This is a genomic window from Ideonella sp. (assembly GCF_035254525.1).
Lineage (GTDB): Bacteria > Pseudomonadota > Gammaproteobacteria > Burkholderiales > Burkholderiaceae_C > Ideonella.
In genome coordinates this window covers 18329-34916 of record NZ_DATFAN010000185.1, presented here as the reverse complement: position 1 = coordinate 34916, position 16588 = coordinate 18329, and the positions used below count along the sequence as shown (strand labels likewise).

Here is a 16588-nt window from a genome sequence, read left to right as displayed (position 1 = left end):
CCGTGCGCCGCCCGTGATCTCATGAAACGCCGTCTGCCTGCGTCTGCCCTGACCCTGATCGTCGCTGCCGTCCTGGCATCCGGGCCGGTGGCGGCCGACGACCCACCGGCCAGGGCGCTGGTCGAGCGCAGCCGCGCAGCCATGCGCAACGACCCGCAGCAAAGCCGGGCCCTGGCGGAACAGGCCCTGGTCGAGCTCGCGCGGCGGCCCGACCCCGATCTCGAGTTGATGGCGCGGATCCAGCTTTGCGACTACTTCAGCGAGCGCGACCGTGCCAGCGCCGAACGCCATCTCGAGGCCGGGCAGGCGCTGCTGCCGCGCATCACCCGCCCGGCGCTGGCGGCCCAGTTGATGGCCTGCGAGGGCGACCTGCAGGAACTGGCCGGCCAGACTGCGCGGGCCATGCTGAACTACGAACGCGCGGTGGCGATCGCCGAAACGGCCAGGGACGACGAGGTGCTGGCCCTGTCGCTGTACCAGCGCGGCTACCTGCGCGGGGTACGCGGCGAGTGGGCCGCCGGCCTGACCGACCTGCGGCGCGCCGGCGACCTCTTCGATCGGCTGCACAAGAGCGAAGAGGGGCTGAACACCCTGCTCGCCGTGGCCATGCTCTACGACCGCATGGGCGACCCGCGGCAGGCGCGACACCATTTCGAGCAGGCCCTGGCCGCGCAGCGCAGCGCGGGCCTGCTGCGCGAGCAGGCGGTCACGCAGCACAACCTCGGCCGCGCGCTGGAGAACCTGGGGGACCGCGCCGCGGCGCGCGCGTCGTTCGCCGCTTCGCTGTCGATCAGCGAAAAGCTCGGCTATGTGCGCGGACGTGCCTATGCCCTGCGCGGGCTGGCCAGCGTGAGCAACGCCGACGGCGACGGCGCCGCCGCGCTGAACCACGCCCGCGCCGCCGCCGACCTGCTGGACAAGGCGCCCGACGAGCGCCTGCGCGCGCAGATCGCCCTGCAGCGCGGCATCGCGCTGCGCCTGCTGAACCGGCCGGCAGAGAGCCTGACGGCCCTGTCCGAGGCCCTGGCGGTGTTCGGTGCGGCGCAGTCGCCCGCCGAGACCGCCACCGCCCGCGGCGAACTGGCGGCCACCTCGGCGGCGCTGGGCGACTACCGGGCCGCCTTCGAGCACGCCAGCGCGTTCAAGAAGGCCTCCGACGAGATCCTCAAGCGCCAGATCGAGCAGCGCTTCGCGAGCCTCAAGGTCGAGTTCGAGATGGCGGCGACCGACCGCGAGAACGAAGCGCTCAAGCGCGAGAAGGCCGCCACCGAACATGCACTGGCCGAGGAACAGCGCGCCAACCGGCTGCGCACCGTGTCGCTCATGCTGGCCGGCGTCCTGGTCGTCGTGCTGTCCGTGCTGCTGCGGCGGCACCGGCGTGCCAGCACGCGCATGCATGGCCTGGCCATGACCGACGAGCTGACCCAGTTGGGCAACCGCCGCCACGTGCTGGGGACGCTGCGATCGATGCTCGCCGACGGCACGCCCGGCGCCCTGCTGATCGCCGACCTCGATCTGTTCAAGGCGATCAACGACGTCCACGGCCACCTGGTCGGCGACGAGATCCTGCGCGCCGTCGCCGCGGCCCTGCGCACGGCCATGCCGGCGAATGCCGAACTCGGGCGCCTGGGCGGCGAGGAGTTCATCGTGATCCTGCCGGCCACCGAGCAGGCGCAGGCACGACACATCGCCGAACAGGCGCGTGAGGCGATCGCCGGCCTCGATGCATCGAAGTGGCTGCCCGACCGAAGCATCACGATCAGCATCGGCGCCACGCCGTTCAAGCGCGGCGACAACCTCAGCGCCGTGCTTCGCCGGGCCGACGACGCGCTCTACGAAGCCAAGCGCGGTGGCCGCAACTGCGTGCGCTGGGGGCCCGCCGACACCCAGCCCGCCGCCGAGCCCGCCCTGGCCTGAGGGGCGAGGGCGCGGCGCGCGCCACGGCCGATCACGGCGGTGGCGGCAGTCTCAATAGGCTGGCGGGTCGCTTGCCGGGAACGATTGCTCCGACCCCTTGTCGACCTCGCGTTCGCTCGGGGTGGGGCCCGGCGCGGGCTGCGCCGGCGAGGTGACGGCCGCGGAGACGGCCACCGGCCGTTCGCGCCCGCCCAGCAGCTGCCGCAGCACATACTGCAGGATGCCGCCGTGGCGGTAGTACAGCACCTCCTGGGGCGTGTCGATCCTGACCAGCGCCGGGAACTCGAGCGCGCTGCCATCCTCGCGCCTCGCCCTCACGGTGACGACGCGGCCACCGGCGAACCCGGAGCCGATCAACTCGGGCAGCCCGACGATGTCGAAGCTTTCCTCGCCGCCCAGGCCCAGCGAGGCGACCGAATCGCCTGCGGCAAACTGCAGCGGCACGATGCCCATGCCGACCAGGTTGGAGCGGTGGATGCGCTCGTAGCTCTCGGCGATGACCGCCTTGATGCCTTGCAGGTACGGGCCCTTGGCGGCCCAGTCGCGGCTCGAGCCCGAGCCGTACTCCTTGCCCGCCAGCACCACCAGCGGCGTGCCCGCGGCCTGGTAGCGCGCGGCGGCGTCGTAGATCGAAACGACCTCGCCGGTGGGCAGGTGCCGCGTGACGCCGCCCTCGAGCGCCGGCGTCAGCCGGTTGCGGATGCGGCCGTTGGCGAAGGTGCCGCGCACCATCACCTCGTGGTTGCCGCGGCGCGAGCCATAGGAGTTGAAATCGACCGGCTCGACACCCTGCTCGATCAGGTAGCGCCCCGCAGGTGAGTCCTTGCGGATGCTGCCGGCCGGCGAGATGTGGTCCGTCGTGACGCTGTCGCCCAGCACGGCAATCACGCGCGCGCCGGCGACCGGCGCGATCTCGCTCGGTGGCGCCTTGGCCATGCCATCGAAGTAGCTCGGCCGGCGCACGTAGCTCGACGCCTCGTCCCACGCGAAGCGATCTCCGCCGGGCGCGCTCAGCGCACGCCAGCGTTCGTCACCGTCGTAGGCCCGGCCGTAGGTGTGCCGGTACATCTGCGGCTGGATCGACCGGGCCAGCGCCGCGTCGATCTCGGCCTGGGTCGGCCACAGGTCCTTCAGGAAGACCGCGCGCCCCTCGCGATCGAAGGCCAGGGGCTCGCGGTCGAGATCGATGTCGATGCGCCCGGCGATCGCGAAGGCCACGACCAGCGGCGGCGACATCAGGAAATTGGCCCGCACCTCGGAATGGATGCGGCCCTCGAAATTCCGGTTGCCCGACAGCACCGAGGCGACGACCAGGCCACGGCGCTGGATCGCATCCGACACCTCCTCGGGCAGCGGGCCTGAGTTGCCGATGCAGGTCGTGCAGCCGTAGCCCACCGTCTGGAAGCCGAGCCGGTCGAGGTAGGGGCTGAGCCCGGCCCGCTCGTAGTACTCGGTCACGACCCGTGAGCCCGGGGCAAGCGAGGTCTTGACCCAGGGCTTTCGCTCGAGGCCCCGCTCGACGGCCTTGCGCGCCAACAGGCCCGCGGCCAGCATCACCGACGGATTGCTGGTGTTCGTGCAGCTCGTGATCGCGGCGATCACGACCGAACCATCGGTCAGCGCATCGGCCAGGCCGACCGGCCCGGCCGAGGCGGCGGCGGCCGGCGAGGCGCTGCTGCCCTCGCCCCACACGCCCTCGTCCTTCACGCCGGCCGGGGTGGTGACGGCGGCGCCCTTCGCGGCCGCGGCGGCGGCGATGGTCGGCTTGAGGGATGGCAGCGCATCGCGAAAAGCTGCCTTCGCCTGGCCGAGCAGGATGCGATCCTGCGGGCGGCGCGGCCCGGCGATGCTGGGCTGCACCGTGTCCAGCGCCAGCTCGAGCCGGTCGGTGAACACCGGGTCCGGGCTGTCGGCGCTGTGAAACAGCCCCTGCGCCTTCATGTAAGCCTCGACCAGGGCCACGTGCTCCGCCGAGCGGCCGGTGAAGCGCAGATAGTCCAGCGTGACCTGGTCCACCGGGAAGATGCCGCAGGTGGCGCCGTACTCGGGCGCCATGTTGCCGATCGTCGCCCGGTCGGCCAGGGCCAGGCTGCGCACGCCCGGGCCGTAGAACTCGACGAACTTGCCGACCACGCCCTTGTTCCGAAGCATCTCGGTGATCGTGAGCACCAGGTCGGTCGCGGTGGCGCCTTCGCGCAACGCGCCGGTGAGCCTGAAGCCCACCACCTGCGGGATCAGCATGGACACCGGCTGCCCCAGCATCGCGGCCTCGGCCTCGATGCCGCCCACGCCCCAGCCCAACACGCCCAGGCCGTTGACCATCGGCGTGTGGGAATCGGTGCCGACGAGCGTGTCGGGGTAGGCCTGGCGCAGCCCGCTCGCGCCCAGCGGCGCCTCGTCCGAGGCGCCGAAGACGACCCGCGCCAGGAACTCGAGGTTGACCTGGTGGCAGATGCCCATGTTGGGCGGCACCACCTTGAAGTTCGCGAAAGCCTGCTGGCCCCACTTGAGGAAGGCGTAGCGCTCCTGGTTGCGGCCGTAGTCCAGCGCCTCGTTCTGGTGGAAGGCGGCGGCGGAGCCGAAACTGTCGACCTGGATCGAGTGGTCGATGACCAGCTCGACCGGCTGCAAGGGGTTGATGCGCGCCGGATCGCCGCCCAGCTCGGCCATGGCGTCCCGCATGGCGGCCAGGTCCACCACCGCCGGCACGCCGGTGAAATCCTGCAGCAGCACGCGGGCGGGCGTATAGGCGATCTCGCGCTGCGCCGGCGCGGCCGGATCCCAGCCGGCCAGCGCCCGGATGTCGTCGGCCGTGACCGTCACGCCGTCTTCGTGGCGAAGCAGGTTCTCGAGAAGGATGCGCAGCGAATAGGGCAGGCGCTGCACGTCCAGCCCCTCGTGCTCGAGCGCGTCGAGACGGAAGTACTCGTACTCGTTGTCGTCGACGCGAAGCGTCGACCGGGCATCAAAGCTGTCGTTCATGCAGGCCCGACAGCAATCGCCGTTCCCGGCGCGCGAAGCGCCGCCGCCTTCAAGTGGCGTGCGCGGATCCGGCTTGGCCGGTCCGCTGCGCGAGCCCCCCCGGGGGGGCAGCCCCCGGAAGGGGGCGTGGGGGCTAAGGTCTCCGCCAGGCCACGCACCAGCCGGCGGCAGCCACCTGCTTGCGGCCGAACATCGAACAGCCGGCCCAGGCGTCGCTCGCGGCGCCTTGCCAGAAGCCGCAGTTGGCGCAGTGCTGGCCGGCATCGTGGGTGGGGTACTTCTTCGCGTCGACCTTGCTGGTGTCGTGCCGGTAGCCGAGCGCGACGGCGGCTTCGGCCTCCTCGTCGACCTGGGCGGCTTGTGCCCTGGCGGCCGGCAGGGCCGCCAGAGCGGCCCCGCCACAGGCCAGGCGGATCACCACGTGACGGCGGGTGGGTTGCTGCATCACGGCCTCCGTCGGCTCACTTGGGGAGCTTGAACACCCAGACCATGCCGCCCTGCTCGAGGTAGTTGACCTTCTTGGCCACATCCCCCCCCCACAGCGGCACCGCGCCGCCCCAGCCGGAGACGACGGCCACGTACTGCGCACCGTTCTGCTCCCAGGTCACCGGCGGCGCGACCACGCCGGAGCCGGTCTGGTACTCCCAGACGACCTTGCCGGTCTTCGCGTCGGCGGCCTTCAGGTAGCCCTCGGGCGTGCCCCAGAAGACGAGGTTGCCCGCGGTGGTCAGCACCCCGCCCCACAGCGGCGCGCCGTTCTTGACCTCCCAGACGATCTTGCCGGTCTTCGGGTCCATCGCCCGCAGCGCGCCGATGTAGTCGTCGTTGATGGTCCTGATCGTGAAGCCGGCGCCGAGGTAGGCCGCGCCCTTCTTGTAGGCGATCGGCTCGTTCCAGATCTCCATGCCCCACTCGTTGGCCGGCACGTAGAACAGCTTGGTGTCAGGCGAGTAGGCCATCGGCATCTGGTTCTTGCCGCCGAGGAACGACGGTGCCGAGAACACCGAGTTGCCCTTCTTGCCGTCGCCGGCGGTCGGGTCGCCCGGGCGGTTCTCGGCCACGAAGTTCGGCTTGCCGGTCTTCAGGTCGATGCTCGAGGCCCAGGTGATCTTCTTGACGAACGGGAAGGCGTTCTGCAACTGGCCCGAGTTGGCGTCGATAACGTAGAAGAAACCGTTGCGGTCGGCCTTGCCGCCCAGGCGCTTGCCGCCGTCGTCGTAGGTGACGAATTCGTTGACGCCGTCGAAGTCCCAGCCGTCGTTCGGCGTGCCCTGGTAGTGCCACTTGATCTGGCCGGTCTTCACGTCGATCGCGACGGTCGAGCACGAGAACAGGTTGTCGCCCTTGCGCAGGTGGCTGTTCCACGGCGCGGGGTTGCCCGTGCCGAAATAGGCCAGGCCCGTCTTCGGGTCGAAGGTGCCACCCAGCCAGGTGGCCGCGCCGCCGGTCTTCCACAGGTCGCCCGGCCAGGTCTGGTTGGTCGTGCCGGAGATGCCGTTCTCGGTCTTCTTGCCGTCGGCATCGAACTTGTAGCCCATGTGTCCTTCGACCGTCGGGCGGACCCAGACCAGGCGGCCGGTCTTGGCGTCGCGTGCCTCCACCCGGCCGACGACGCCGAACTCGCCGCCCGACACGCCGGTCAGGATCAGGCCGTTGGCGATGATGGGCGCGGCGGTGCTCGAGTAGCCGGCCTGGTAGTCGTCGATCTTCTCCTTCCACACCAGCTCGCCGGTGTCCTGGTTCAGCGCGACGAGCTGCGCGTCCAGCGTGCTGAAGATGACCAGGTCGTCGTACAGCGCGGCGCCGCGGTTGACCACGTCGCAGCAGGGCATGATGCCCTCGGGCAGGCGGTGCTCGTACTTCCACAGCTTCTTGCCGGTGGCCGCGTCGAGCGCGAACACGCGCGAGTACGACGCGGTGACGAACATCTTGCCGTTGTAGATCAACGGCTGGCTCTCCTGGCCGCGCTGCTTCTCGCCGCCGAACGAGAAGGCCCAGGCCGGCGTCAGGCGCGCCACGTTGCCGGTGTTGACTTGCTTGAGCGGCGAGTAGCGCTGGCCATCGGTCGACAGGCCCCAGGAGAGCACGTTCTTGCCGCTCTTGGCCTCGGTCTGGATCATCTGGTCGGTGACCGCGGCAGTGGCCGCAGCACAGGCGCCGGCGAGCGCGGCGAGCAAGAAAACGCGTGAACGCATGGTGGTTGTCTCCTGTTGCGAAGGGGGCGCGCCCGCACGGCGGCGAGAAGGCCGGGCAAGGCAGCGCGCCCTGCCTTAGCGCAAAGCCCGTGCCACGCGCAGGGGCGGCTGGAGAGGCCCTGGCGTCAGGGTCAACCCTGGCGGCGAGGCCGCCGCGGCGGCGGGTTGTCGCAGGCTGGTGCAATCGCGCCGGCCAGGCCGGCGCTCCACGCTGTGACAGTCGCGAGCGCCTAGAAGAACCACTGGGCCTGCGCGAACGTGGCGCTGCGCAGCTGGCCGTACTCGCTGCCGGCGCGGCCGTCAAAGCGCTGCAGGCCCAGCGTCAGGTCCACGTCCGGCCTGACCGACCAGACGAGCCGGATGTCCGCGCCACGACTGCGGTCGCCCAGGTTGGCAACGAGGTAGTTGGCCCACTTCAGCAGGGGCGTGATGTCGTAGCCGATGAACAGGCCAGCGCGACGGGCGCCCTCGCCGCCGTCGTACAGCTCGGCCGACAGGGTCAGCGTGTTCGCGAACGCGTAGTCGGCCCCGAGCATGGCCCGCCACTGCGCGCGGCCCCCTTCCGGCCGCAACCGGGCGATTTCGGCACGCATCCCGGCCTGGCCGAGCTGGCCGGCCAGGTCCAGCCCGGCGACGTCGGCGCCGGCGAGGCGGCCTGCCGTCATCGAGTAGTCGATGGCGGCCGCGTTGGCGTGCCACTGCAGCGCGCGGCTGCCGAGGCCCGGCTCGCGGCGCGGTGCATAGACGATCGACAGCCGCGACAAGGGGCCGAAGCGGGCCTCCAACAAGGCCGCGTCCACGCCGAGGCGCTCTTCGCGCTCGATCGCCACCGGGCTCACCGGATTGAGGATGTCCAGCGGGCTCCAGAAGCGGCCCGTGCCCCAGGCGATGCGCTGGCGGCCCAGGCGCAGGTCCGCTTCGCCGATGCTGAAGGTCAGCGAAGCCCGGTGCAGCCGCTGCCGGCCGTAGGCGCCGTGGCGCTCGAAGGTGTTGGCGTCGGCGTGCCAGTATTGCGGCGGCGGTTGGTCTTTCTCGTGCTGGAACTGGGCCGTGCGCAGGTAGCTGCCGACGAGCAGCTCCTCGTCGAGTTGCAGGTCCAGCGCCAGCCACGGTGCCAGCGGCCCCTGCGCCTGCAGCCGCAGGCGGTTCAGGCCCAGCGTGAAGCCCTCTCGCTCGAGCGGTGTCTCGGAGCGCAACAACAAGCTCTTGACGCTGCCCGACAGGGTCACACCCCCCTCGCCTTCGCTGCCCTGCGCGCACACCGGCCGGCCCGCCGCCAGCAGCAGGCCCAGCATGAGCGCAGCCAGTGGCTTCACGGGTGGCGGATGGCAATCGAGGGGTCGAGCCGCGCGGCACGCATCGCCGGGTACAGCGACACCGCCACGCCGGCCACGAACAGGGCCACGCCCGGGCCCGCGATGCTGGCGACGACGAGCCTCGGGTAGGCCATGCCGGTCAGCCCGGGGATGGCGCTGTAGTCCTTGAAGAAGGCCGACAGGTCCATGCCCCGGTTGCCGAGGTAGAGCACCAGCACCGCGCCGCCGGCATAGCCCAGCACCGACGCCAGTGCCATCAGCGCCGCCGTCTCGTAGACCACCATCCGCACGATGGCGCGCGGCGAGGTGCCGAGGGCCATCATCACGCCGAACTCGCGCGTGCGTTCCGCGACCGCCATGAACACCGTGTTCATCACCGCCAGCGCGACGACCACGAAGAAGACGCCGACGACGACGCTGCGGATCGCGCGGATCAGCCCCACCATCTGCGAGACCTGGGGCATCAGCACCTGCCAGGGCGTGGCGGCGAGCCCGGCCTCGCCGAGGGCCGGTCCGAGCCGGGCCAGCACCGGTGCGACGCCGTCGCGCTCGGCCAGCCGCAGGTTGATGCTCGACACCCGTGGCCCCAGCCCGAGCAGGGCCTGGGCCGCGGGCAGCGTCACGAAGGCCATCGTGCGGTCGAAGGCGCTGCTCTCGGTGGCAAAGATGCCGCGCACGCGATAGGCTGCGGTGCCCAGCTCGCCGCCCAGCGCGGGCGCCATCACGACCAGCTTCTCGCCCAGACGCAGGCCGAGCTTGTCGGCGAGCCCGCGGCCGATGACGATGTCGCGCCCGGCGGTCGGGTCGAGCGGCGCCCCCTGCACGATGGTGCGGTCGATGAAGGTTACGCCGCGTTCGCGCTCCGGGTCGACGCCGATGAGCATGATGCCTTCCGATTTCGCCGCGCTGCTGGCCAGCGCCTGGGCCTGCACGCGCGGCGCCGCGGCCCGCACGCCCGGCAAGGCCGCGAACCTGGCCAGCAGTGCATCGGCATCGCCGAAGGCCAGCTCGGGCGCCCAGTCGCGGCGCAGGCCGGCGCGCTCGATCTGCACATGGCCGGTGACGTAGCGCGTCGCGTTGTCGGCGATCTGCTCGCCGAAGCCGTCGAAGTAGCCGTACAGGAACACATAGGACAGGATCGCGAAGGCAGTGCCGCCGATCGTGATCGCGCTGCGCTTTCGATTGCGCCGCAGATTGCGGGTCGCGATCAGCGCGAACACCGGCCAGCGCGTGGACACCGGGCGCGCCGCGCCGCGGCGCCACCGGCCGGCCGCGGCGGCGTCGATGCCGCGGATCGCAGCCACCGGCTCCAGCGTCGCCGCCTTGATGGCCGGGTACAGCGCGACCAGGAAGGCGATGGCGAACACCAGCGCCGAGATCACGAGGCTGCGCTCCATCCGCACGACCGGGTAGATGATGTCCGCCAGCCCCGGCATCACGCGCAGGCCCGCACCGAAGGCGCTCAGGTCGATGCCGCGGCGGCTGAAGGATGCGGTGATGCCCAGGCCCAGCAGGTTGCCGGCCAACAGCCCCGCCGCGCCGAGCAGCATGGCCTCGCACAGCACCAGCCGCAGCAGCCGGCCCGGGCTCGTGCCGAGTGCCAGCATGATGCCGAACTCGCGCGTGCGCTCCAGCACGGCCATCAGCACCGGGTTGGCCACGCCGGCCGCCACCATCACGAAGAAGATGGTCAGCACCACGTAGCCGGTCACCTCGTGGTAGCGCACGCTGACCGCGACCATCGGCAGCAGCACCGGCCAGCCGACCACCTCGTATGTCGGCCCCAGCCGCCGCGCCAACCCGGCCGAGGCCGCCTCGAGCGCACCGCGGTCCCGCAGGCGCAGGGCCACCGCGGTGGCGGCGCCGGGCGCAGCCAGGAACTCGCGCATCACCGCCATGGGCACCACCGCCACGTAGCCGTCCAGTTCGTCGATCTGGGTGCGATACACGCCTCGCACCGGCAGCCGCGCGCTGGCCACCGAGCCGTCATAGGCCTGGCCGACGAACACCAGCTCGTCGCCGGCCTGCGCGCCCAGCGTGTCGGCCAGTTGCTCGCCGACCAGCACGCCGGCGTCATCGGCACCGCGCAGGGCGCTGCCGCCGACCACGGCCTTGAACAGGTCGGTGACCCGGCTTTCGGCCTCGGGGTCGATGCCGAAGACCATCACGCCACGCGACTTGTCGCCGCGGCTGGCCAGCGCCTTGCTCTCGAGCCGCAGGCTGGCGGCAGCCACCGCCGGGTCGGCACGCACGGCCTCGAGCAGCCGGCCACCGTCGTCGAACGCACGGTCAAGATTCGGATCCTCGTGGTAGCCACGCCGATGCACCTGCACGTCCCCGGCGAAGTAGCGGGTGGTGTTGTGCACCATCTGCTGGTTCATGCCGTCGACGAAACCCCAGAGGAAGGTCAGTGCCGCCAGCCCGATCGCGACCGCCAGCACGGTGATCGCGCTGCGGCGCCGGTTGCGCAGCACGTTGCGCACGGCCAGTGTCCAGAGCATCACGGCGCGCTCCGCTCGTCGGCCTCGATGCGGCCGTCGCGCAGCCGCACGACCCGGCGCGCGCGCTCGACCACCATCGGGTCGTGGGTCGAGAAGACGAAGGTCGTGCCGCGCTCCTCGTTGAGGCGGCGCATCAGGTCCATCAGCGTCGCGCCCGCCTTGGAATCAAGGTTCGCGGTGGGCTCGTCGGGCAGCACGATCACCGGCTCGGCAGCGATCGCGCGGGCCACCGCCACGCGCTGCTGCTGGCCGCCCGAAAGCTCGTTGGGCCAGCGGTGCTCCAGCCCGGCCAGGCCCAGCTCGCCGAGCAGGCCCATCGCGCGGGTGCGGCGGCGCCCTTCCGCCACGCCCTGCAGGAGCATCACGTACTCGACGTTCTCCAGTGCCGACAGCACCGGCACGAGGTTGTATTCCTGAAACACGAAGCCGATCTTGCGCAGCCGCAGCTCGGCCAGCGCCCCCGGGCGCAGCGCCGTGATGTCCTGGCCGTCGATCCAGATGTGGCCGCTGGTCGGCCGATCCAGCCCGCCGACCAGGTTCAGCAGCGTCGTCTTGCCCGAGCCGGAGGGACCGACCAGCGCGACGAAATCGCCACGGCGGATGTCGAGGCTCGCATCCTGCAGCGCGGGCACCGGGATGCTGTCGCGCTGGTAGACACGGCTGGCCCGCTCGACGCGCACGATGACCGGGGGCTGGTCCATCGGGCCCTCTGCTCATCGCCTTTGCAGGTTGCGTTGGGTGAACACCTCGTCATCCAGCGGCCGGTCGAACACCGCCTGCCTCAGCACGATCACCGTCGATTGGCCGGGTCTGGCAGCCGGGCGCATCTCCCAGCGCGTGGGCATGACGCGGTCGCCCACCCGGCGCACGTCGGTGAAGCTCATCACCCGCACCAGCTCGTCGCGCTCGCTGAAGAACTCCTGCTTCAGCGGCATCGTGTCGGCCTGGCGCACCCAGTAGACGATGCGCCCCCAGACGACCGCGGCCTCCGGTCGGGGCACCGCCTCGACCCGCCAGGCCGGCTGGCCATCGACCTGCACGCTGTCGAGCACGCGATGGGCGTAGTCGTCGAGGATGCTGCTTTCCTTGACCAGGTCGTCGTTCGTGAAGTCCGAGCCCATCCAGGGCTGCAGCATCATCGACGGCGGGATCTTGATGATGCGTTCGACCGTGGGCAGGTAGTTCCACATCTCGGCGCCGATGCGCAGCGAGCCGATGCCCGCCTCCTTGGCCGGCGCGACGATGCGCACGAACGAGCGACGCGGCCGGTCCATCCACACCTTGAGCACCAGCGTGCGCTGCCAGCGCGGCGTCGTGATCGTCATCTCGTAGTCGCCTTGCACCGTGCGGCCCCACAACAGCTTCTCGACCCGCTCGAGGATGTCGCGCCCGTCGTTCGGCTGTGCACGCAGCGGCAGGACTGCCGCCGTGCCGGCAGCGGCCACCGCAGCCAGAAGACGGCGGCGTCTGCACCGCAAGCTCGGTTGCCTGTCCATGGCGAGTTTCAGCGCATGTCCGCGTGCGGCACGCGCGCCTCGATCGTGAAATCGATCGCCGCCGGCTGATCGGGCAGCTTCACCTTCACGCGAAAGAGGTACGGTCCGTCCTTGGCCATTCCGAACAGCTGACCGTAGCTGGCCTGTTCGTTGATCTTCATCGGCAGCAGGTACTTGGGCGCCGCGTCGACGACGCCGGTTTCACTGAGCTGGGCCTGCACCACGGCGTTCTCGATGCGCTGCCCGGTCTTCGCATCGAACAGCGCGACCACGAGGTGGTGCACCTTGCCGGCCGGCGGCCCGCCATGCAGATCCGCCAGGGCATGCTGCTGCGATACCACCGCGGCCGGAACCAGCCCCCAGTACAGCACCACGCCGTCGCGCTCCAGCCGCGCCTGGGCCTGCGCGCCCCAGGCCAGCGGCCCGAGCAGGCCAAGCAGCACCAGTCGCCATGCCGCCAGGCGGGTGGCGTGATCCAGGATCGTGTTCATCCTCTCGCTCCTTCCATGACCCTGCTTCAGCGCAGCGCGGCGCCGTCCCATCGGAAAACGCGCGGTGCGTCTTCCCCGGCCCGCTGGATTCGCAGCTCGATGGCCCGTGCCGGCTCGGCCGGCGCGGGAAAACTCAACACCCCCTGTCGGTGGTGGCCGCCCGGCGCAGGCCCGCTCCATCTCGTCGGCGCCATTTCCTTGCCGTCGACGACGAGCACGGCGCTCTTGGCCAGGTCGTCGTCGAGGCTGCCGCTGTGCGTGTCCAGCGCCACCGTGAAGGACCATTCGGCGGCACCCGCCGTTGGCGGCACAGGGGCGACCTTCAGCGTCACGCCGCGTTCGGCTGAGCTCTGCGTGGCCTGCACCGCCTGGGCCCTCGGCGCAGGCGACCAGAGCGCGACCGCGGTGGCAGCGAATGCGACAGCGATCCAGCGAATCCTGGTGTCCATGAACATTCCTTTCAACGCGGTTCATCCGGGTCCTGGTGGCTCCCGTGGCCACCGTGCCGCCCGTGGCCGCCATGCCCGAACAGGTGCATCAGCGGGCAGGCCAGCAGGAAGAGGAACGGCGCGAGGTTCAGCAGGTGCTCGTTGTGGCGGAAGAACAGCCAGCCGACGGCGCCGGCCAGGCCGATCCACAACAGCCATTGGTTGATGCGTGACCAATCCGGCCCGCGGCCGATGGGGAGAAGGTGGAACGTGCTCATGCGATGCTCCCGGTGTGGGCGAGAAGGGACGGCGGCCAGCCGGCATCACCGCACGGTGCCGCAAACGGCCCGTGCGGCGCCGTCAAGCGCCTGCGAAGAGGTGGTGGAACGATCCCGGGGCCATCGCCTGCCGGCGATCGACGCGGCCGAGGCGCTATAGCGTCAGTCGCAGACAGGCGGTCGGAATGCCCGGGCCTCGGTGTCGCGCCGGAAGCATCGCCACCGCGTGGCGCTGGGTGGGGCCCGGCATGCGAGCAGCCGACGAAGTCACGCCGACGGGGATCGGCAGTGCGCCCGGATCGAAGCGATCGGGCAGCTTGGAGGCCGAGACCGCGACGGAACTCTTGTCACAGAAGTCGGCGCAGTTGTGCCTGGCCGGCGAGGTGTCGTCATGACCCGACCCCGGATGCTCGGGCTCGCCGGCCGAGCCGGCCTGCCACTCGCCCGCTGGCCCGGCCGTGTTCAGCTGGCAGGCATTGGCGACGCCCGCCGCAACGCCGAACAGCCAGGCGAGCAGCACGCAGGCGGCCCATTGGCGAAGTTGTCGGCGGTGAAAGCGCATGCGTATCACCCGTGTGTCACACATTGGCTCAGCTTCAAACAAGCCTAGGCTCCGGCCGCCCGTGCTGGATTGCGCTTCGTCAAGCCAGACGGGCCGAGGTTCGTGCAGCTGCGATCTAGGCCCCCGATACTTCACACCCATGAACAGCGACCAGCCCTGTCCTGCCCCGACCCGCCGCCTGCTGGCACTTGGCCTCGCGTGCGCCGCGATGCCCGGCGCCATCCCGGCCGCACTCGCGACCCCGGCGGGCCCGCTGGTCCAGGTCTGGAAAGGGCCCGCCTGTGGCTGCTGCAAGGATTGGGTTGCCCACCTGGAAGCCAACGGCTTCACTGTCAAGGCCTACGACAGCGGCAACACCGATGCCCGCGAGCGACTGCACATGCCGATCGCCTATGGCTCGTGCCACACGGCGCTGGTCGACGGCTATGCCCTCGAGGGCCACGTGCCGGCACGTGAGATCCGCCGGCTGCTGAAGGAGCGGCCCGCCGCGATCGGCCTGGCGGTGCCGGCCATGCCGATCGGCTCGCCGGGCATGGATGGTCCCGCCTATGGCGGACGCAAGGATCCATACGACGTGCTGATCGTGGCGCGCGACGGCGGCGCGCGGGTCTACCAGGCCTACCGCTGAACCGCGGGCCGGCGCCTTACGCCGACGCGGCAGCAGCGGTCTGATCCGGCGCGACCCGCGACAGCACGTGGGCCGCCATCGCCCTGGCCAGCTCGCGCTCGCCGACGAACACCTTGCCGGTGTTGTCGCGCTCCAGGAGCGCGGCATCGTCGGGATGGTGGCTGCGAACGACCACCTCGATGGCCGGGTTGAGCGCGCGTGCGGCCTCGACGATCTGGCGCACCTCGAGCGTCTGCGGGGTGGCGATCACCAGCATGCGGGCCGTCGCGACATGCGCCTGGACGAGCGTGGCCGGGTCGGTCGCATTGCCTGACACGGCGGCCTGCCCTTCGCGGCGCAGCTGCTCGACGAGCTCGCGGTTCTCGTCCGCCACGACGAAGGGAATGCCGCTCGCCTTGAGCGAGCGGGCAATCTCCCGGCCGACCCAGCCGTGGCCGACGATGACCACCTGGTTCTTGAGGAACTTCTCTTCCGTGCTCACCGGCAATTCGGCCAGCGGGTCATCGCGCTGCTCGAGCCGGCGGGCCAGCTCCGAGCGCTCGCGCAGCCAGCGCAGCAGCGGGCCGCTGCCCGCGAACACCAGCGGATTCAGCGCGATCGAGATCAGCGCCGCGGCCAGGATCAGGCTCTGGCCCTCGGCCGGCAGCACACCCAGCGACATGCCCAACCCGGCGAGGATGAACGAGAACTCGCCGATCTGCGCCAGGCTGCACGAGACGGTGAGCGCGGTGTTCAGCGGGTAGCGAAGCAGCAGCACCAGCCCGGCGGCGGCCAGCGACTTGCCGAACACGACGATCGCCACCACGGTCAGCACCTTCAGCGGCTGCTCGATCAGCACGCGGGGCTCGAACAGCATGCCCACCGAGACGAAGAACAGCACCGCGAACGCATCGCGCAAGGGCAGCGTCTGCTCGGCGGCGCGGTGGCTGAACTGCGACTCCCGAAGCATCATGCCCGCGAAGAAGGCGCCGAGGGCGAAGCTGACGCCGAACAGCTCCGCGGCGCCATAGGCCACGGTGACGGCCGCCGCCACCACGCACAGCGTGAACAGCTCGCGCGACCCCGTGCGGGTGACCTGCCACAGCAGCCAGGGGAAGGCCCTGCGCCCGATGAGCAGCATCAGGCCGATGAACACGCCGACCTCCAGCAGCGTGCGCGCCAGCGCCATGCCGAGCTCTGTCGCGCCGGCGCCCGACTCGCCCGCGCCCAGCGCGCCGGCCAGCGGCGGCAGCAGCACCAGGACCAGCACCATGGCCAGGTCCTCGACGACGAGCCAGCCGACCGCGATGCGCCCGTTCATCGATTCCAGCAGCCCGACCCGCTCGAGCGCCTTGAGCAGAACGACCGTGCTTGCCACCGACAAGGCCAGCCCGAACACGACCGCCGCCGCCGGCGACCAGCCCCACCACAGCGCGGCGGCACTGCCCATCGCCGTGGCGACCATCATCTGCACGACGGCCCCCGGCAGCGCGACCTTGCGAACCGACATCAGGTCCTGCAACGAGAAGTGCAGCCCCACGCCGAACATCAGCAGCATCACGCCGATCTCGGCCAACTGGCCCGCGATCTCGACATCGGCGACAAAGCCAGGCGTGCCCGGCCCGATCAGCACCCCCGCCACGAGATAGCCGACCAGGGCCGGAAGCCCGGCCTTCGCCGCCATGAAACCGAACACGAGCGCCAGGCCGAAGGCCGCGGCAATGGTGGTGATGAGCGGGAAGGAATGTTCCATGCGGCGCGGGCGGCGTTGCGCCCGTGCCGGAGCCGGCAGGGCTGGGGACCGAGGTCGCCACA

The 16588-nt window shown here is 70.9% G+C and carries 14 protein-coding genes; 2 read left to right on the top strand and 12 right to left on the bottom strand.

What is annotated here, in order from left to right:
* Positions 1–21: 21 nt before the first annotated feature.
* Positions 22–1917, top strand: a complete 1896-nt coding sequence (locus tag VJ693_RS20265) for a diguanylate cyclase domain-containing protein (protein WP_324157151.1) — start codon at positions 22–24, stop codon at positions 1915–1917.
* Positions 1918–1968: 51 nt separating this feature from the next.
* Here VJ693_RS20265 and acnA read toward each other — a convergent pair whose 3' ends face one another.
* From acnA to VJ693_RS20210, 11 genes are all read right to left on the bottom strand, one after another.
* Positions 1969–4899, bottom strand: coding sequence for an aconitate hydratase AcnA (gene acnA, locus VJ693_RS20260; RefSeq protein ID WP_324157149.1), 2931 nt, complete (start codon positions 4897–4899; stop codon positions 1969–1971).
* A 133-nt stretch (positions 4900–5032) separates the two neighbouring features.
* On the bottom strand, positions 5033–5344 hold the full coding sequence (locus VJ693_RS20255) for a high-potential iron-sulfur protein (protein WP_324157148.1): 312 nt from the start codon (positions 5342–5344) through the stop codon (positions 5033–5035).
* A 16-nt stretch (positions 5345–5360) separates the two neighbouring features.
* A complete protein-coding gene (locus tag VJ693_RS20250) occupies positions 5361–7094 on the bottom strand; it encodes a PQQ-dependent methanol/ethanol family dehydrogenase (RefSeq protein WP_324157146.1) in 1734 nt (577 codons plus the stop codon).
* 230 nt (positions 7095–7324) lie between these two features.
* Positions 7325–8410 carry a hypothetical protein gene (locus VJ693_RS20245; RefSeq protein WP_324157145.1) on the bottom strand — a complete coding sequence of 362 codons (1086 nt, stop codon included), beginning with the start codon at positions 8408–8410 and terminating at the stop codon, positions 7325–7327.
* Positions 8407–10911 carry an ABC transporter permease gene (locus tag VJ693_RS20240; RefSeq protein ID WP_324157173.1) on the bottom strand — a complete coding sequence of 835 codons (2505 nt, stop codon included), beginning with the start codon at positions 10909–10911 and terminating at the stop codon, positions 8407–8409. The genes VJ693_RS20245 and VJ693_RS20240 overlap by 4 nt, the downstream gene beginning before the upstream one ends.
* A complete protein-coding gene (locus VJ693_RS20235; RefSeq protein WP_324157143.1) occupies positions 10911–11612 on the bottom strand; it encodes an ABC transporter ATP-binding protein in 702 nt (233 codons plus the stop codon). Before VJ693_RS20235 ends, VJ693_RS20240 begins: the two co-directional genes overlap by 1 nt.
* A gap of 12 nt (positions 11613–11624) precedes the next feature.
* Complete coding sequence (locus tag VJ693_RS20230; protein ID WP_324157141.1) at positions 11625–12356, bottom strand: outer membrane lipoprotein-sorting protein; 732 nt, start codon at positions 12354–12356, stop codon at positions 11625–11627.
* Positions 12357–12415: 59 nt separating this feature from the next.
* Positions 12416–12898 (bottom strand): hypothetical protein, encoded by a 483-nt coding sequence (locus VJ693_RS20225; RefSeq protein ID WP_324157139.1) that lies wholly within the window; start codon positions 12896–12898, stop codon positions 12416–12418.
* A 26-nt stretch (positions 12899–12924) separates the two neighbouring features.
* Positions 12925–13347 (bottom strand): hypothetical protein, encoded by a 423-nt coding sequence (locus VJ693_RS20220; protein ID WP_324157137.1) that lies wholly within the window; start codon positions 13345–13347, stop codon positions 12925–12927.
* A gap of 11 nt (positions 13348–13358) precedes the next feature.
* Positions 13359–13604, bottom strand: coding sequence for a DUF2933 domain-containing protein (locus VJ693_RS20215; RefSeq protein WP_324157135.1), 246 nt, complete (start codon positions 13602–13604; stop codon positions 13359–13361).
* 154 nt (positions 13605–13758) lie between these two features.
* Positions 13759–14124, bottom strand: a complete 366-nt coding sequence (locus VJ693_RS20210; RefSeq protein ID WP_324157134.1) for a hypothetical protein — start codon at positions 14122–14124, stop codon at positions 13759–13761.
* Positions 14125–14305: 181 nt separating this feature from the next.
* Here VJ693_RS20210 and VJ693_RS20205 point away from each other — a divergent pair, with 181 nt between their 5' ends.
* Positions 14306–14794, top strand: coding sequence for a DUF411 domain-containing protein (locus tag VJ693_RS20205; protein ID WP_414652325.1), 489 nt, complete (start codon positions 14306–14308; stop codon positions 14792–14794).
* A 16-nt stretch (positions 14795–14810) separates the two neighbouring features.
* Here the strand turns inward: VJ693_RS20205 and ybaL are convergent, their stop codons facing one another.
* On the bottom strand, positions 14811–16526 hold the full coding sequence (ybaL, locus tag VJ693_RS20200; protein ID WP_324157132.1) for a YbaL family putative K(+) efflux transporter: 1716 nt from the start codon (positions 16524–16526) through the stop codon (positions 14811–14813).
* Positions 16527–16588 lie beyond the last annotated feature (62 nt).